Here is a 16,664-nt window from a genome sequence, read left to right as displayed (position 1 = left end):
CCATAAACTGCCTCACTAAGAAGGCCGTAAAACCTGCACGCAACCAGGAGCGCACGCTTGAGCACCTCAACAAAAACGATTCTGACCGCCGCCCACTGGGGGCCGATGCTGGTCGAAACCGATGGCGAAAATGTTCTGTCGTCTCGCGGGGCATTGCCAACGCAACATCCCAACTCTTTACAGACCGTCGTTCGCGATCAGGTGCACAGCAAAACGCGCGTGCGCTGGCCGATGGTGCGTAAAGGATTTCTGGCGTCGCCAGACAAGCCGCAGGGTATTCGTGGTCAGGATGAGTTTGTCCGGGTGAGCTGGGATGACGCGCTGGCGCTGATCCATGCGCAGCACAAACGTATTCGCGACACGTATGGCCCGTCGTCCATTTTTGCCGGATCTTACGGCTGGCGCTCAAACGGCGTGCTGCATAAGGCCTCGACGTTACTGCAGCGCTATATGAGTCTGGCCGGGGGGTATACCGGGCATCTTGGGGATTACTCCACCGGCGCAGCGCAGGCGATCATGCCCTACGTGGTGGGCGGTAACGAAGTGTATCAGCAGCAGACCAGCTGGCCGCTGGTGCTGGAGCACACCGATGTGGTGGTGCTGTGGAGCGCCAACCCGCTCAACACCCTGAAAATCGCGTGGAATGCCAGTGACGAGCAGGGGATCCCGTATTTCGATGCGCTGCGTAAAAGCGGCAAGCGCATTATCTGCATTGACCCGATGCGCTCTGAAACCATGGACTTCTTCGGCGACAGCGCCGAGTGGATTGCCCCGCATATGGGCACCGACGTGGCGATGATGCTGGGCATTGCCCATACGCTGGTGGAGAACGGCTGGCACGATACCGGGTTCCTCGCACGCTGTACCACCGGTTTTGACAACTTCGCCGACTATCTGACGGGCAATACAGACGGTATGGCCAAAACGGCAGAGTGGGCGGCAGAGATTTGTGGGGTTCCTGCGGCCAAACTGCGTGAACTGGCAGCGTTATTCCACCAAAACACCACGATGTTAATGTCTGGGTGGGGGATGCAGCGCCAGCAGTTCGGTGAGCAGAAACACTGGATGCTCGTGACGCTGGCCGCCATGCTCGGGCAAATCGGTACGCCGGGCGGTGGGTTTGGTCTCTCTTATCACTTCGCCAATGGCGGCAACCCAACCCGCAAAGCGGCAGTGCTGGCTTCTCTGCAGGGCTCGGTTCAGGGCGGTGTGGATGCCGTGGATAAAATCCCGGTGGCGCGCATTGTTGAAGCCCTGGAAAACCCGGGCGGGTTTTATCAGCATAACGGTCTGGATCGCCACTTCCCGGATATCCGGTTTGTCTGGTGGGCCGGCGGCGCGAACTTTACTCATCACCAGGACACGAATCGCCTGATCCGCGCCTGGCAGAAGCCAGAACTGGTGGTTATCTCAGAATGCTTCTGGACCGCCTCAGCCAAACATGCCGATATTGTGCTGCCGGCGACCACCTCGTTTGAGCGTAACGACCTCACCATGACCGGTGACTACAGCAATCAGCATATGGTACCGATGAAGCGCGTCGTGGCGCCGCGTGATGAGGCGCGTGATGATTTTGAGGTGTTTGCTGAGCTGAGCGAGTTGTGGGAAACGGGGGGGCGCGAGCGTTTTACCGAGGGCAAATCGGATTTGCAGTGGCTGGAGACGTTCTACCAGATTGCAGGCCAGCGCGGGGCCCCGCAGGGCGTGACGCTGCCGCCATTTGCACAGTTCTGGGAAGCGAACCAGATTATTGAGATGCCGGAGAGCGAACAGAATGCGCAGTTTGTTCGCTTCGCCGATTTCCGCCGCGACCCGGAGAACCATCCGCTGAAAACCGAGAGCGGGAAGATTGTGATCTACAGCGAGCGTATCGCCCAATTTAAGTATGCCGACTGTCCGGCGCATCCAACGTGGCTTGAGCCGGACGAGTGGCACGGTAATGCCCAGCCGGAACAGCTGCAGGTGTTATCGGCCCATCCTGCCCATCGCCTGCACAGCCAGCTTAACTATTCATCACTGCGCGAGCGGTATGCGGTTGCCGGGCGAGAGCCCGTGACCCTGAACAGCGCAGATGCGCGCGCGCGTGGGATCGTTGACGGTGACGTGGTTCGCGTCTGGAATCAGCGTGGCCAGGTGCTGGCAGGGGCGGTGGTGAGCGACGGGATTAAACCTGGCGTTATCTGCATTCACCAGGGGGCATGGCCAGACCTGGAGCCGAGCGAAGGCGGTATTTGTAAAAACGGTGCAGTAAACGTTCTGACCAAAGATCTCCCCAGCTCGAAGCTGGGGAATGGCTGCGCGGGGAACACGGCGCTGGCCTGGGTCGAGAAATATCAGGGACCCGAGCTTACGCTCACGGCGTTTGATCCGCCTGCCAGCTCATGATCCACGTTGGGTGCTGAGTGTCATCCTGCCAGGCGCTGTCTTCAATGCGAAAACCCTGTGCATGATAGAAATTCACCGCCCGGACATTTTTCTGGTAGACCTCCAGGCTTAAATACGGGAAGCGCTGTTGAACATGGTTCAGCAGCGCACGCCCAATCCCCCGACCAATAAAATCAGTTGAGACAAACAGCGCGCCTACAAACTGGGACTGCATGACGCTGATAAAGCCGCGCAGCATTCCATCCTCTTCCCATACCCAGGTTTCGGCGGCGGGCAGGTATACATCCCGCACCATACCTTCGTTCTCTTTCCAGTAGCTTGCGCTGATAAACGGGTGCGCCTCCGTGGTGCTTTCAAGCCACAGACTCAGGAGTGGCCCGGCATTATCACTTTCCCATTTGCGGATCATGGTGCCTCCCTGGATGACAGACGCAGCCGGTAACGTGGTCGTTGACCAGGCCACAGGCCTGCATAAAGGCGTAACAGATGGTGGAGCCGACAAATTTAAAGCCGCGTTTTTTCAGCGCTTTAGAGAGCTCATCCGACGCCGGGGTGGAGGCCGGGATTTCCGCGAGCGTGGCGGCCTGGGTAATTTGCGGCGTATTGTTCACAAACGTCCAGACAAATTCTGAGAACGGTTCTCCGTTTTGCTCCATCGCCAGATAAGCGCGCGCGTTACCAATGATGGCCTGGATCTTACCGCGATGGCGGATGATGCCTGCATCCTGGACCAGCCGTTCCACATCGTCCTCGGTCATGGCAGCGACGGCGACCGGATCGAACTGATGGAAGGCATTACGATAGTTTTCCCGTTTCTTAAGCACCGTAATCCATGACAAGCCCGCCTGTTGACCTTCCAGGCAGATCATCTCAAAAAGCTTTTTCCCTTCTGTCTCCGGTACGCCCCATTCCCGATCGTGATAGTCGATATAAAGCTGATCCTGGCTTACCCAACCGCAACGCTGCATCGGTTATCTCCCTTAATGAACGGTTATCGCAAAATTTTCATTCTGTCAGGCTTGACGTGTCTACTATAAAGACAATAGTTAATACAGGGCCATATGCCCGCAAAACTCTTCCTAAACAATGACAAATATCGCCGAATTCGGCTCTCTCTGGAGTCGCTTTGATGATGATAAAAAAAATCAGTGGTCGCCATGCTGTTTCTGGCCTGGCGGGGATTTCAGCCTGTCTGTTTTTTTGTAATACAGCATTTGCCTGGCAACAGGAATATATCGTTTCAGACGCCCAAAGTAATACGGCGGAACGCTATACATGGGATGCGGATCACCAACCGCGTTATGAGGATATTCTCGCCGAGCGGATTCAGTCCTCACAAAATGCCCCCGGACTTGCGCTGAGTTTACCGTCGGGTTCCACGCCGGCAGGGGCCATGAGCGTGGGCTGGAACATTCCGGTGTCAGGGCGTATCACGACCGGTCCGGTGATGGCGTGGCGTTATGACGGCACGGCACCGATGATGATCAACGAATTTGGTGACAGCGCGACGACGCAGGGGCTTACCGACCCACTCTGGCATGCCAGCGTCAGCACGCTCGGCTGGCGCGTGGATACACAGTACGGCGAGCTTCGCCCGTGGGCGCAGATAAGCTATAACCAGCAGTTTGGCGAAAACCAGTGGAAATCCCAGTTTGGGATGCCACAGACGCCGGCACCAACACAAAGCGGCAACTGGATGGATGTAACCGTCGGAACGGATATTCCGTTTAACACGCATATGGCGGCCTATGCGTCGTTAGCACAAGGGGAATACACCACCACGGGTGAGGAGTTTATGTACACCCTGGGCGTGAGCGCTAATTTTTAAGGTTGTTACTTTTTTAAACGTGCCGATAACATCCTGAATACAATAGCCGTGGGGGTTGTAGCGATAGCAGTCACTAACACGCTGTCGCTTCATTCCCTGGCAAGGTCATTCATTCCCGATTTATGGCATTTCATTCCATTCCTCCTGCATTTCATGCCGTTTTACCCCAGGCATATTAAGGTTTTGTTTATCGTTGCCCTCAGCGAATTCCCTTACTTTCTCTTGCAGGACAACTGCCATGAACACATCAACTTACAACCGTACGCGCTGGCTAACGCTTTTTGGCACCATCGTGACCCAGTTTGCGCTGGGGTCGGTCTATACCTGGAGCCTGTTTAACAGTGCGCTTTCCGATAAGCTTGGTGCACCGGTCAGCCAGGTGGCGTTCTCCTTCGGCTTGCTGAGCCTCGGGCTGGCGCTTTCATCTTCCGTCGCGGGAAAATTGCAGGAGCGATTCGGCGTGAAGCGGGTGACGATGGCATCCGGTATCCTGCTGGGCGTGGGCTTTTTCCTGACGGCGCATTCCAGCAACCTGATGATGCTGTGGCTGAACGCCGGGGTGCTGGTGGGACTTGCCGACGGTGCAGGTTATCTGCTGACCCTGTCAAACTGTGTGAAGTGGTTCCCGGAACGTAAAGGTTTAATCTCTGCATTTGCCATCGGGTCCTATGGCCTGGGGAGCCTCGGTTTTAAATTTATCGATTCCCACCTGCTTGCTTCCGTGGGGCTCGAAAAAACGTTCATGATCTGGGGCGCTATCGTTCTGGTCATGATCCTGTTCGGCGCCACGCTGATGAAAGATGCGCCGCAGCAGGAAGTGAAAACCGTTAACGGTGTGGTGGAGAATGATTTCACCCTCGCGCAGTCTATGCGTCAACCACAGTACTGGATGCTGGCGGTCATGTTCCTGACAGCCTGCATGAGCGGTCTGTATGTGATTGGGGTGGCGAAAGATATTGCTCAGGGAATGGTGAAACTGGATGCGGCAACAGCAGCGAATGCGGTCACCGTCATCTCCATTGCCAACCTCTCTGGCCGTCTGGTGCTCGGGATTCTGTCTGACAAAATTGCCCGAATCCGCGTGATTACCATCGGGCAGGTTGTCTCGCTGGTGGGGATGGCGGCGCTGCTGTTTGCCCCACTGAACGAAGCCACGTTCTTCGCCGCAATTGCCTGTGTGGCCTTTAATTTCGGCGGCACGATTACAGTCTTCCCGTCGCTGGTCAGTGAGTTCTTCGGCCTGAACAATCTGGCGAAAAACTATGGCGTTATCTATCTGGGCTTTGGCATCGGCAGTATCTGCGGCTCGTTAATCGCCTCGCTGTTCGGTGGGTTCTATGTGACCTTCTGCGTGATATTTGCTTTGCTGATAATCTCGCTGGCCTTGTCGACCACCATTCGCCAGCCGCAGCGTGAAGTCTTTAACGAAGCGCATGCCTGATTATCGCTAAGAGGCCTTTACGGCCTCTTTTTTATGGTCGTCCAAAGTATGCCTGGTCGTGTTATTTTGTAAAAAAATGCACCGATCACATTCTCTGCTGCCACTTTTCTCTCCCGCTGTGGTCTACTTAACGCGCTTGTAGACGTTTCTGATAACGGTTTCTTACGCACTTACTTACTCTGTCTGCTTTCTCATCGAGATTAAGCGGGTCTCTATACCCCTTTCCCCAGGGTTGTTTGCATGAAATACATTAGGTCTCTTACCCAGCAAAGATTGTGTCTGATGCTGGCTGTCTATATCGGTTTATTTCTGAATGGCGCGGTGTTGTTCAGAAGAGTGGAAGGTTATTTAGAACATCTCACCGTAAGAAATGGAATTTTTGCCGCAATTGAAGTGTTCGGTTCCGTTCTCGCCACATTCTTCCTGTTACGCCTGCTCTCACTCTTCGGCCGACGCACCTGGCAAATTTTGGCCTCACTGGTGGTAATTATTTCCGCCGCTGCCAGTTATTACATGACCTTTATGAATGTCGTTATTGGCTACGGCATCGTCGCGTCGGTAATGACAACGGATATCGACCTCTCGAAAGAGGTGGTCGGAAAAGGGTTTATCGTCTGGACGGTATTAACCTGCCTGATCCCGCTCTTCTTTATCTGGAGTAATACCTGCCGCTATACGTTGCTGCGCCAGCTCCGCACCCGTGGGCAGCGAATCAGGAATATCGCCGTCGTTGTGCTGGCGGCCTTGCTGGTATGGGCACCCATCCGCTTGATGGAAAAACAGCAAAAACGAATCGAAAAAGCGACGGGCGTGGATATGCCAAGCTATGGCGGCGTGGTAGCAAACTCCTACCTGCCATCAAACTGGATTTCAGCGCTGGGTCTTTATGCCTGGGCGCAGGCGGATGAATCAAGTGATGTGAAATCGCTCATCAACCCAATGAAAAAATTCAGTTACGAAGCGCCGGGTAACCAACTCGATGATACCTATGTTGTCTTTGTTATTGGTGAAACGACGCGCTGGGATCATATGGGCATCCTCGGTTATGACCGGGATACCACGCCAAAACTGGCGCAGGAAAAGAACCTGGTGGCTTACCGGGGGTATTCTTGCGATACCGCAACCAAGCTCTCTCTGCGTTGTATGTTTGTTCGTGAAGGCGGTGCCAGTGATAACCCACAGCGTACCCTGAAAGAGCAGAACGTATTTGCGGTACTCAAGCAGCTCGGTTTCAGCTCCGATTTATTCGCGATGCAAAGTGAGATGTGGTTCTACACCAACACGCTGGCGGACAACATCTCGTATCGCGAGCAGATTGGCGCCGAACCACGTAACCGCGGCAAGAACGTGGATGACATGTTGCTCCTTGAGGAGATGTCACAGTCCCTGAAGAGCCATCCGCAGGGTAAACATCTGGTTATCCTGCATACTAAAGGCTCCCATTACAGCTATTACCAGCGTTACACGCGTGATTTTGCGAAGTGGCAGCCGGAGTGTGTAGGCATCAATAAAGACTGCAGCAAGCAGGAACTGATCAATGCCTATGATAACTCGGTTCTGTATGTGGATACGTTCCTGAGCCGGGTGATTGACCAGCTTCGTGATAAGAAAGCGATTGTTATTTATGCGGCTGACCACGGAGAGTCAATCAACGAGAAAGAGCATTTGCACGGTACGCCGCGCAAGCTGGCACCGCCTGAGCAATTCCGTGTACCGATGATCATGTGGATGTCGGACAAGTACCTCGAAGACCCGGAGAAAGCGAAGATGTTTGCCCACCTGAAAAAAGAGGCAGACATGAAGGTGCCGCGTCGTCATGTTGAGCTGTACGACACCATTTTGGGTTGCCTGGGTTATACCTCTCCTGACGGCGGTATCAACGAAAATAACAACTGGTGCAAACTCCCTGATAGCAAGGCGAAAGCCGCGCAGTAACGCGTCTGGCGAGAATATCGCCAGTTGAAGGGCTTTTTTAATTTAAGGGATTGACGGGGGCGCACCTCAGCAGTAAGATGCGCTCCGCATTCGGCGAGTAGCGCAGCTTGGTAGCGCAACTGGTTTGGGACCAGTGGGTCGGAGGTTCGAATCCTCTCTCGCCGACCACATTTAAAGAAGGGCTAACCGCAAGGTTAGCCCTTTTTGCATTAGCAGCTTACTCATCCTGATTCACCAAAACGCACCTTATCCCGCCTTCTTCCTGTCTGTTAACGATTTTGTGACATAATCCATTGTATTTTTTTATATATAGATTGATCTTTTTTCGCGTTGCTTATGGATAACCTCAGCATTTTTCGCTGTGCGTTTTAACGTTCGCGGTATTTAGTGCTCAGATAATCACCGTTCTGCAAGAAAATTTACCCGATCTGAATAAAAGTTAATCACTGATTGTTGCGAAATATGAAGATAATTGTGCTGCAACATAGCGAGTAGCATAAATTTCCCTGCTGAAAACTGGCATACATAGTTTTTTTAATCTTTGTTTGCGGTTTCTCACACTCAGCGTAAATCCCCGTCACCTGTATTGACGTTTTCACATTCTGTTGACAGATTGTAGGGCATGAGGGGCATTTCAGGGACGATCTGCGCTGCAACTCAAACGCTCTTCTGAAAGGATTCTCCATCCCTTAAACGCCTTCGGGCATCACCGACCGGACCGGGTAAAAAATAAATAAAGGTCTGGCGGCGTAACACAACAAAGCAAAACATCACATTGGAGCAGAATAATGAGTATTTCCTTGAAGAAGTCAGGGATGCTGAAGCTTGGTCTGAGCCTGGTGGCTATGACCGTGGCAGCAAGCGTACAGGCAAAAACCCTGGTTTACTGTTCTGAAGGCTCGCCGGAAGGCTTTAACCCACAGCTCTTTACCTCTGGTACGACTTACGACGCAAGCTCTGTGCCTATCTATAACCGTCTGGTTGAATTCAAAACCGGTACCACGGAAGTGATCCCAGGTCTGGCGGAGAAGTGGGACGTCAGCGAAGACGGTAAGACCTATACCTTCCACCTGCGCCAGGGCGTGAAGTGGCAGGACAATAAAGAATTCAAACCAACGCGCGATTTTAACGCCGATGACGTTGTGTTCTCCTTCGACCGTCAGAAAAACGCTCAGAACCCGTATCACAAAGTGTCTGGCGGCAGCTATGAATACTTCGAAGGGATGGGCCTGCAGGACCTGATCGCTGAAGTGAAAAAAGTGGACGATAAAACCGTTCAGTTCGTGCTGACGCGTCCGGAAGCACCATTCCTGGCTGACCTGGCTATGGACTTCGCCTCTATTCTGTCTAAAGAGTACGCGGACAACATGCTGAAAGCCGGCACCCCGGAGAAAGTGGACCTGAACCCAATCGGTACCGGTCCGTTCCAGCTTCTGCAGTACCAGAAAGATTCCCGTATTCTGTATAAAGCCTTCCCGGGCTTCTGGGGCACCAAGCCGCAGATCGACCGTCTGGTCTTCTCCATCACGCCTGATGCTTCTGTGCGTTACGCAAAACTGCAGAAAAATGAATGCCAGGTCATGCCATACCCGAACCCGGCTGACATCGCGCGCATGAAGCAGGATAAAAACATCAACCTGCTGGAGCAGGCTGGTCTGAACGTGGGTTACCTCTCCTTCAACACCGAGAAGAAACCGTTTGATGACGTGAAAGTCCGTCAGGCGCTGACCTATGCAGTGAATAAAGAAGCGATCATTAAAGCGGTCTATCAGGGCGCGGGTGTTGCCGCCAAGAACCTGATCCCACCAACCATGTGGGGCTATAACGACGACGTTAAAGACTACACCTACGATCCTGAGAAAGCGAAAGCGCTGCTGAAAGAAGCAGGCCAGGAGAAAGGCTTTACCGTTGAGCTGTGGGCGATGCCAGTACAGCGTCCGTATAACCCGAACGCACGCCGTATGGCTGAAATGGTTCAGGCTGACTGGGCTAAAGTGGGCGTTCAGGCCAAGATTGTGACCTACGAGTGGGGCGAGTATCTGAAGCGTGCCAAAGCGGGTGAGCATCAGGCGGTGATGATGGGCTGGACCGGTGACAATGGGGATCCGGACAACTTCTTCGCTACCCTGTTCAGCTGTGCAGCTGCGAAAGACGGTTCTAACTACTCTCGCTGGTGCTACAAGCCGTTTGAAGACCTGATCCAGCCGGCGCGTGCGACCGACGATCACAACAAACGTATCGAGCTGTACAAACAGGCTCAGGTTGTGATGCACGATCAGGCTCCGGCTCTGATTGTGGCTCACTCCACCGTGTACGAACCAGTGCGTAAAGAAGTGAAGGGCTACGTGGTTGATCCACTGGGCAAACACCACTTCGAAAACGTCTCTGTTGAATAATAAGTAGGGTGTTCTCCCTCTCCTTCACGGAGAGGGCAGGGGTGAGGGCGTGCATGCATTCCCTCACCCTAATCCTCTCCTGAAGAGAGAGGGAATTTACATTTGTGAGCAATACAGACGTCACGCCAACTGGTTGTACGTCATCAGAGAGAATCCGGGTTATGTTGCAGTTCATCCTCCGACGTCTGGGACTTGTTATCCCCACGTTTATCGGTATCACCCTTCTCACTTTTGCCTTCGTCCATATGATCCCCGGCGACCCGGTAATGATTATGGCGGGCGAGCGTGGTATTTCACCTGAACGCCATGCACAGCTGCTGGCTGAGCTTGGCCTGAACAAACCACTGTGGCAGCAATACCTCAACTATATCTGGGGCGTGTTGCACGGTGATTTAGGGATTTCGCTGAAAAGCCGTCTTCCGGTGTGGGACGAGTTCGTGCCGCGTTTTAAAGCGACACTGGAGCTTGGTGTCTGCGCCATGATTTTCGCCACTGCGGTGGGTATCCCTGTTGGGGTCCTGGCTGCCGTGAAACGTGGCTCTATTTTCGACCATACGGCTGTTGGCCTGGCGCTGACGGGTTACTCCATGCCTATCTTCTGGTGGGGCATGATGCTGATCATGCTGGTCTCGGTGCAGCTAAACCTGACGCCGGTCTCCGGACGCGTCAGCGATATGGTCTTCCTGGATGATACGAATCCTCTGACCGGTTTCATGCTGATCGATACGGCTATCTGGGGCGAAGAGGGTAACTTCATTGATGCGGTGGCACATATGATCCTGCCTGCGATGGTGCTCGGCACCATTCCTCTGGCGGTTATCGTGCGTATGACCCGTTCTTCAATGCTGGAAGTGTTGGGTGAGGATTACATTCGCACCGCACGCGCCAAAGGTCTGACGCGTATGCGCGTCATTATCGTTCACGCCCTGCGTAACGCCATGCTGCCGGTGGTGACTGTTATTGGTCTGCAGGTGGGGACGTTGCTGGCGGGGGCGATCCTGACCGAAACCATCTTCTCCTGGCCGGGCCTCGGACGCTGGCTGATTGACGCACTGCAACGCCGTGATTATCCGGTAGTGCAGGGCGGGGTATTGCTGGTCGCGACGATGATTATTCTCGTCAACCTGCTGGTCGATTTGCTCTACGGCGTGGTGAACCCGCGTATTCGTCATAAGAAGTAAGGGGCCATCATGTCACACGTTTCTGAAAATAAAGTGGTTACTGCACCGGTTCCCATGACGCCGCTGCAGGAATTCTGGCACTACTTCAAGCGCAACAAAGGCGCGGTGGTGGGGCTGGTTTATGTCTCTGTCATGATCCTGATTGCGGTGTTTGCCAACGTGCTTGCACCGTATAACCCGGCGGATCAATTCCGTGATGCGTTGCTGGCACCGCCAGCATGGCAGGACGGCGGTAGCCTGTCGCACCTGCTGGGTACTGATGACGTGGGCCGCGATGTGCTGTCGCGTCTGATGTACGGTGCGCGTTTGTCGCTGCTGGTCGGCTGCCTGGTGGTCGTGTTGTCGCTGGTTATGGGGATCGTACTCGGTCTGGTTGCTGGCTACTTCGGCGGCATTATCGATAACATCATCATGCGTATCGTCGACATCATGCTAGCGCTGCCCAGCTTGCTGTTGGCGCTGGTACTGGTGGCGATTTTTGGTCCGTCGATCAGTAACGCCGCGCTGGCATTAACCTTCGTGGCGCTTCCCCACTATGTGCGACTCACGCGCGCGGCGGTGCTGGTGGAAGTAAACCGCGACTACGTAACGGCCTCCCGCGTGGCGGGTGCTGGCGCGATGCGTCAAATGTTCGTCAACATCTTCCCTAACTGCCTGGCGCCGCTGATTGTTCAGGCGTCGCTCGGTTTCTCTAACGCCATTCTTGATATGGCCGCTCTTGGCTTCCTGGGCATGGGTGCGCAGCCGCCAACACCGGAGTGGGGCACCATGCTCTCCGATGTGTTGCAGTTCGCCCAAAGCGCCTGGTGGGTTGTGACCTTTCCGGGTCTGGCAATCCTGCTGACGGTACTGGCATTTAACCTGATGGGTGATGGCCTGCGTGATGCACTTGACCCCAAACTGAAGCAGTAAGAGGCACGAGATGGCGTTATTAAATGTAGATAAATTATCGGTGCACTTCGGTGACGAAGGCACTCCGTTTCGCGCCGTGGACCGCATCAGCTACAGCGTAAATCAGGGCGAAGTGGTCGGCATTGTGGGTGAGTCGGGTTCCGGTAAGTCGGTCAGTTCACTGGCCATCATGGGGCTGATTGATTATCCCGGCCGTGTGATGGCCGAAAGTCTGGAGTTTAACGGTCAGGACCTGCAGCGTATCTCCGAAAAGCAGCGCCGCCAGCTGGTCGGTGCGGAAGTGGCGATGATCTTCCAGGACCCAATGACCAGCCTGAACCCTTGTTACACCGTGGGATTCCAGATTATGGAAGCCATCAAGGTGCACCAGGGCGGGAATAAGAAGACCCGGCGTCAGCGTGCGATCGATCTGCTGAATCAGGTTGGTATCCCTGACCCGGCATCGCGTCTGGACGTTTACCCGCACCAGCTCTCCGGTGGGATGAGCCAGCGTGTGATGATCGCCATGGCGATTGCCTGTCGGCCAAAACTGCTGATTGCGGATGAACCGACAACGGCACTGGACGTGACTATCCAGGCGCAGATCATCGAGCTGCTGCTGGAACTGCAGCAGAAAGAGAACATGGCGCTGGTGCTGATTACGCATGACCTGGCGCTGGTGGCCGAAGCGGCGCACAAAATTATCGTGATGTATGCAGGTCAGGTGGTCGAGACTGGCCATTCGCACGATATTTTCCGCGCGCCGCGTCACCCGTATACGCAGGCGCTTTTGCGTGCGCTGCCGGAGTTTGCCCAGGACAAAGCGCGCCTGGCATCACTTCCGGGCGTCGTACCGGGTAAATATGACCGACCGCAGGGCTGCCTGCTTAATCCGCGTTGTCCGTATGCTACAGACAAATGTCGTGCAGAAGAGCCAGAGCTCAATCTGCTTGCTGACGGTCGTCAGTCGAAATGCCACTACCCACTCGATGATGCCGGGAGGCCAACACTATGAGTACGCAACAGGCCACCACGCAACAACCGCTGTTGCAGGCTATCGACCTGAAAAAATACTATCCGGTGAAGAAGGGGCTGTTTGCGCCTGAACGCCTGGTGAAAGCGCTGGATGGCGTATCCTTTACCCTTGAACGCGGCAAAACGCTGGCGGTGGTCGGTGAGTCAGGCTGTGGCAAATCGACGCTGGGTCGTTTGCTGACGATGATTGAAGTCCCCACCGGCGGTGAACTCTATTATCAGGGACAGGACCTGCTCAAGCACGATCCACAGGCGCAGAAACTGCGCCGTCAGAAAATCCAGATTGTGTTCCAGAACCCGTACGGATCGTTGAATCCGCGTAAAAAAGTGGGACAGATTCTGGAAGAGCCCCTGCTGATTAACAGCAATCTGAACAAAGAGCAGCGTCGTGAAAAAGCGCTGGCGATGATGGCGAAAGTGGGCCTGAAGACCGAGCATTACGATCGTTATCCGCATATGTTCTCTGGCGGCCAGCGCCAGCGTATCGCGATTGCGCGTGGTTTGATGCTCGACCCTGACGTGGTCATCGCCGATGAGCCGGTATCTGCCCTCGACGTTTCTGTGCGTGCGCAGGTGTTGAACCTGATGATGGATCTGCAGCAGGACATGGGGCTGTCGTACGTGTTTATTTCGCACGACCTGTCGGTTGTGGAGCACATTGCCGACGAAGTGATGGTGATGTATCTGGGGCGCTGCGTGGAGAAGGGGACAAAAGAGCAGATCTTTACTCATCCTCGTCACCCGTACACCCAGGCGCTGCTGTCTGCGACCCCGCGTCTGAACCCTGACGATCGTCGTGAGCGTATCAAACTGACGGGTGAATTGCCCAGCCCGCTGAATCCGCCTCCAGGCTGTGCATTCAACGCCCGCTGCAGTCGCCGCTTTGGCCCGTGCACCCAGTTGCAGCCACAGCTCAAGGATTATGGCGGTCAGCTGGTTGCCTGCTTCGCGGTCGATCAGGATGAGAATGGCGAAAAGCCGATGGCGTAATCCATCAATAAAAAAACCGGCGCTAAGCCGGTTTTTTTATGTCTGCGTGATTACTTGCGCAGACGGATCTGGTCGACAGCGTGTTTCTCACTCTTGGTGAGGATCAGGCTGGCGCGCTCACGTGTGGGCAGAATGTTCTCTTTCAGGTTCACGTAGTTGATCTCATTCCACAGCCCTCGCGCCACATTAATGGCTTCTTCTTCAGAAAGCTGGGCGTAGTGGTGGAAATAGGAGTCAGGATCGGTGAACGCGCCTTCACGGAACTTCAGGAAGCGGTTGATATACCAGTTCTGCAGCAGGTCTTCCGGCGCATCGACATAAATAGAGAAATCGACGAAGTCAGAGACAAACACATGATGGGGATCGTGAGGATAATCCATCCCGCTTTGCAGGACGTTTAACCCTTCGAGGATCAGGATATCCGGCTGAACCACCGTTTTGTCTCCACCCGGGATGCGATCGTAGATCAGGTGCGAATAGACCGGAGCCGTCACGTTAGGCGCGCCCGATTTCAGGTCAGAGACAAACTTCACCAGACGGTGCATATCATAAGAGAGCGGGAAGCCCTTCTTCTTCATAAGCCCACGTTCCTTTAACACCTCATTCGGGTGCAGGAAACCGTCAGTGGTGATGAGCTCCACGCTGCGGTGCTCTGGCCAGCGGCTCAGTAACGCCTGCAATACGCGTGCGGTGGTGCTTTTACCGACGGCCACGCTGCCTGCAATGCTGATGATATAAGGAATGCGTTGGCCGTTCGTCCCGAGGAACTGCTCCAGCACCGCCTGACGGCGCAGGTTGGAGCTGATATAGAAGTTAAGCAAGCGCGAGAGTGGTAAATAGATTTCTGCCACTTCTTCCAGCGACAGATCTTCGTTTATCCCCTTTAACCGTGCGATTTCGCCTTCCGTCAGCGTCATCGGGACGGAGTCACGCAGTGCAGCCCACTGGCTACGGTTAAACTGAAGATAAGGTGTCATTAACGTTTGCTCTTTTTTGCTCATAAGCATGCTTCAGTGAGCCAGCACAACACAGCGCGTCCGGGCTCAACATAGTTAATTTTGGACAATGGGCAGGAGGTTAACACCAGATGACAGGAATAATAAGAAAAAATATGGGGAAGCGATGCTTTACGCGGGAGTCATCACGATACGGTATAAGTGGTGTAAATCGGGCGCTGATGTTGAATTTTTGACCTTGAGTGGATGAATTTACAGCGGTTAACCCTGGTTTCGAATAAAATGTGAGCGAAAGAACGTTTTATGCAATTTTTTAGTTGCATGACTGCGCATGTCTCCATAGAATGCGCGCTACTTGATGCCGACTTAGCTCAGTAGGTAGAGCAACTGACTTGTAATCAGTAGGTCACCAGTTCGATTCCGGTAGTCGGCACCATCAAGTCCGGTGGGGTTCCCGAGCGGCCAAAGGGAGCAGACTGTAAATCTGCCGTCACAGACTTCGAAGGTTCGAATCCTTCCCCCACCACCACTTTCTGGCAGCGTTAAGCCGCCGGAGCTGGTTTGAAAATTGAATCAGCTCGAACCTAAAAAGAGAGAAATCTCTTTTTTTGTTACAGAAAGAACTGGGTAGCCGAGTTTCAGGATGCGGGCATCGTATAATGGCTATTACCTCAGCCTTCCAAGCTGATGATGCGGGTTCGATTCCCGCTGCCCGCTCCAATACGTGCTGATATGGCTCAGTTGGTAGAGCGCACCCTTGGTAAGGGTGAGGTCCCCAGTTCGACTCTGGGTATCAGCACCACTTCACTTCTCCTTCCCGTTTCTCTCTGTTTCAATTTTACTGTATTCAACAATTCAGGCATTTCGCCTGGTTGATGTGGTGATATCACCGATTTATCCGTGTCTTAGAGGGACAATCGATGTCTAAAGAAAAGTTTGAACGTACAAAACCGCACGTTAACGTCGGTACTATCGGCCACGTTGACCATGGTAAAACAACGCTGACCGCTGCAATCACTACCGTTCTGGCTAAAACCTACGGTGGTTCTGCTCGTGCATTCGACCAGATCGATAACGCACCAGAAGAAAAAGCTCGTGGTATCACCATCAACACCTCTCACGTTGAGTACGACACCCCGACTCGCCACTACGCACACGTAGACTGCCCAGGCCACGCCGACTATGTTAAAAACATGATCACCGGTGCTGCGCAGATGGACGGCGCGATCCTGGTTGTTGCTGCGACTGACGGCCCAATGCCTCAGACCCGTGAGCACATCCTGCTGGGTCGTCAGGTAGGCGTTCCTTACATCATCGTGTTCCTGAACAAATGTGACATGGTTGATGACGAAGAGCTGCTGGAACTGGTAGAGATGGAAGTTCGTGAACTGCTGTCTCAGTACGATTTCCCAGGCGACGACACCCCAATCGTTCGTGGTTCCGCGCTGAAAGCGCTGGAAGGCGACGCTGAGTGGGAAGCGAAAATCATCGAACTGGCTGGCTTCCTGGATTCTTACATCCCAGAACCAGAGCGTGCGATTGATAAGCCGTTCCTGCTGCCAATCGAAGACGTATTCTCCATCTCCGGTCGTGGTACCGTTGTTACCGGTCGTGTTGAGCGCGGTA

13 protein-coding genes and 5 tRNA genes are annotated in these 16,664 nt (G+C 54.0%); 15 read left to right on the top strand and 3 right to left on the bottom strand.

Annotation, left to right across the window (positions count from 1 at the left end; all coding sequences use genetic code 11):
- Window positions 1-105 precede the first annotated feature (105 nt).
- Window positions 106-2,385 (top strand): molybdopterin guanine dinucleotide-containing S/N-oxide reductase, encoded by a 2,280-nt coding sequence (locus AAIR21_RS10650; RefSeq protein WP_434681051.1) that lies wholly within the window; start codon window positions 106-108, stop codon window positions 2,383-2,385.
- Here AAIR21_RS10650 and AAIR21_RS10645 read toward each other — a convergent pair.
- Both AAIR21_RS10645 and tag read right to left on the bottom strand, forming a co-directional pair.
- Complete coding sequence (locus tag AAIR21_RS10645) at window positions 2,354-2,794, bottom strand: N-acetyltransferase (protein WP_032679358.1); 441 nt, start codon at window positions 2,792-2,794, stop codon at window positions 2,354-2,356. The genes AAIR21_RS10650 and AAIR21_RS10645 overlap by 32 nt on opposite strands.
- The gene (gene tag / locus AAIR21_RS10640; RefSeq protein ID WP_183516861.1) at window positions 2,772-3,353 is read right to left on the bottom strand and encodes a DNA-3-methyladenine glycosylase I; all 582 of its coding nucleotides are present in this window, start codon (window positions 3,351-3,353) and stop codon (window positions 2,772-2,774) included. The genes AAIR21_RS10645 and tag overlap by 23 nt, the downstream gene beginning before the upstream one ends.
- 161 nt (window positions 3,354-3,514) lie before the next feature.
- On the opposite strand from tag, the gene AAIR21_RS10635 reads away from it, so the two are divergent.
- From AAIR21_RS10635 to dppF, 9 genes are all read left to right on the top strand, one after another.
- Complete coding sequence (locus AAIR21_RS10635; protein ID WP_020882635.1) at window positions 3,515-4,213, top strand: autotransporter domain-containing protein; 699 nt, start codon at window positions 3,515-3,517, stop codon at window positions 4,211-4,213.
- Between the two features lie 238 nt (window positions 4,214-4,451).
- Entirely contained in the window at window positions 4,452-5,654 is a 1,203-nt protein-coding gene (locus tag AAIR21_RS10630; protein ID WP_183516863.1) for an L-lactate MFS transporter, read from the top strand.
- A gap of 240 nt (window positions 5,655-5,894) precedes the next feature.
- On the top strand, window positions 5,895-7,589 hold the full coding sequence (gene eptB, locus AAIR21_RS10625) for a kdo(2)-lipid A phosphoethanolamine 7''-transferase (RefSeq protein ID WP_020882633.1): 1,695 nt from the start codon (window positions 5,895-5,897) through the stop codon (window positions 7,587-7,589).
- 91 nt (window positions 7,590-7,680) lie between these two features.
- Window positions 7,681-7,757 (top strand) — tRNA-Pro (locus AAIR21_RS10620).
- Between the two features lie 620 nt (window positions 7,758-8,377).
- Entirely contained in the window at window positions 8,378-9,985 is a 1,608-nt protein-coding gene (dppA, locus tag AAIR21_RS10615) for a dipeptide ABC transporter periplasmic-binding protein DppA (RefSeq protein ID WP_014168145.1), read from the top strand.
- A gap of 161 nt (window positions 9,986-10,146) precedes the next feature.
- Window positions 10,147-11,166, top strand: coding sequence for a dipeptide ABC transporter permease DppB (dppB, locus tag AAIR21_RS10610; protein ID WP_020882632.1), 1,020 nt, complete (start codon window positions 10,147-10,149; stop codon window positions 11,164-11,166).
- Between the two features lie 9 nt (window positions 11,167-11,175).
- Entirely contained in the window at window positions 11,176-12,078 is a 903-nt protein-coding gene (gene dppC / locus AAIR21_RS10605) for a dipeptide ABC transporter permease DppC (RefSeq protein ID WP_014168147.1), read from the top strand.
- Window positions 12,079-12,088: 10 nt separating this feature from the next.
- Window positions 12,089-13,072 (top strand): dipeptide ABC transporter ATP-binding protein, encoded by a 984-nt coding sequence (gene dppD / locus AAIR21_RS10600; RefSeq protein WP_014168148.1) that lies wholly within the window; start codon window positions 12,089-12,091, stop codon window positions 13,070-13,072.
- Window positions 13,069-14,082, top strand: coding sequence for a dipeptide ABC transporter ATP-binding subunit DppF (dppF, locus tag AAIR21_RS10595; RefSeq protein ID WP_020882631.1), 1,014 nt, complete (start codon window positions 13,069-13,071; stop codon window positions 14,080-14,082). Before dppD ends, dppF begins: the two co-directional genes overlap by 4 nt.
- Window positions 14,083-14,132: 50 nt before the next feature.
- Here dppF and coaA read toward each other — a convergent pair whose 3' ends face one another.
- Entirely contained in the window at window positions 14,133-15,083 is a 951-nt protein-coding gene (gene coaA, locus AAIR21_RS10590) for a type I pantothenate kinase (RefSeq protein ID WP_025206418.1), read from the bottom strand.
- Between the two features lie 315 nt (window positions 15,084-15,398).
- Between coaA and AAIR21_RS10585 the strand changes: the two genes are divergently transcribed.
- The 5 genes from AAIR21_RS10585 to AAIR21_RS10565 all read left to right on the top strand — a co-directional run.
- Window positions 15,399-15,474, top strand: a tRNA-Thr gene (locus AAIR21_RS10585).
- Window positions 15,475-15,482: 8 nt separating this feature from the next.
- Window positions 15,483-15,567, top strand: a tRNA-Tyr gene (locus tag AAIR21_RS10580).
- Between the two features lie 116 nt (window positions 15,568-15,683).
- A tRNA-Gly gene (locus AAIR21_RS10575) sits at window positions 15,684-15,758 on the top strand.
- 6 nt (window positions 15,759-15,764) lie between these two features.
- Window positions 15,765-15,840, top strand: a tRNA-Thr gene (locus AAIR21_RS10570).
- A 118-nt stretch (window positions 15,841-15,958) separates the two neighbouring features.
- On the top strand, window positions 15,959-16,664 hold a 706-nt coding region (locus AAIR21_RS10565), incomplete at its 3' end, for an elongation factor Tu (protein WP_309893056.1).

Source organism: Enterobacter sp. PTB, assembly GCF_051130085.1.
GTDB classification, from domain to species: domain Bacteria; phylum Pseudomonadota; class Gammaproteobacteria; order Enterobacterales; family Enterobacteriaceae; genus Enterobacter; species Enterobacter ludwigii.
This window is presented reverse-complemented; position numbering and strand designations above follow the sequence as displayed.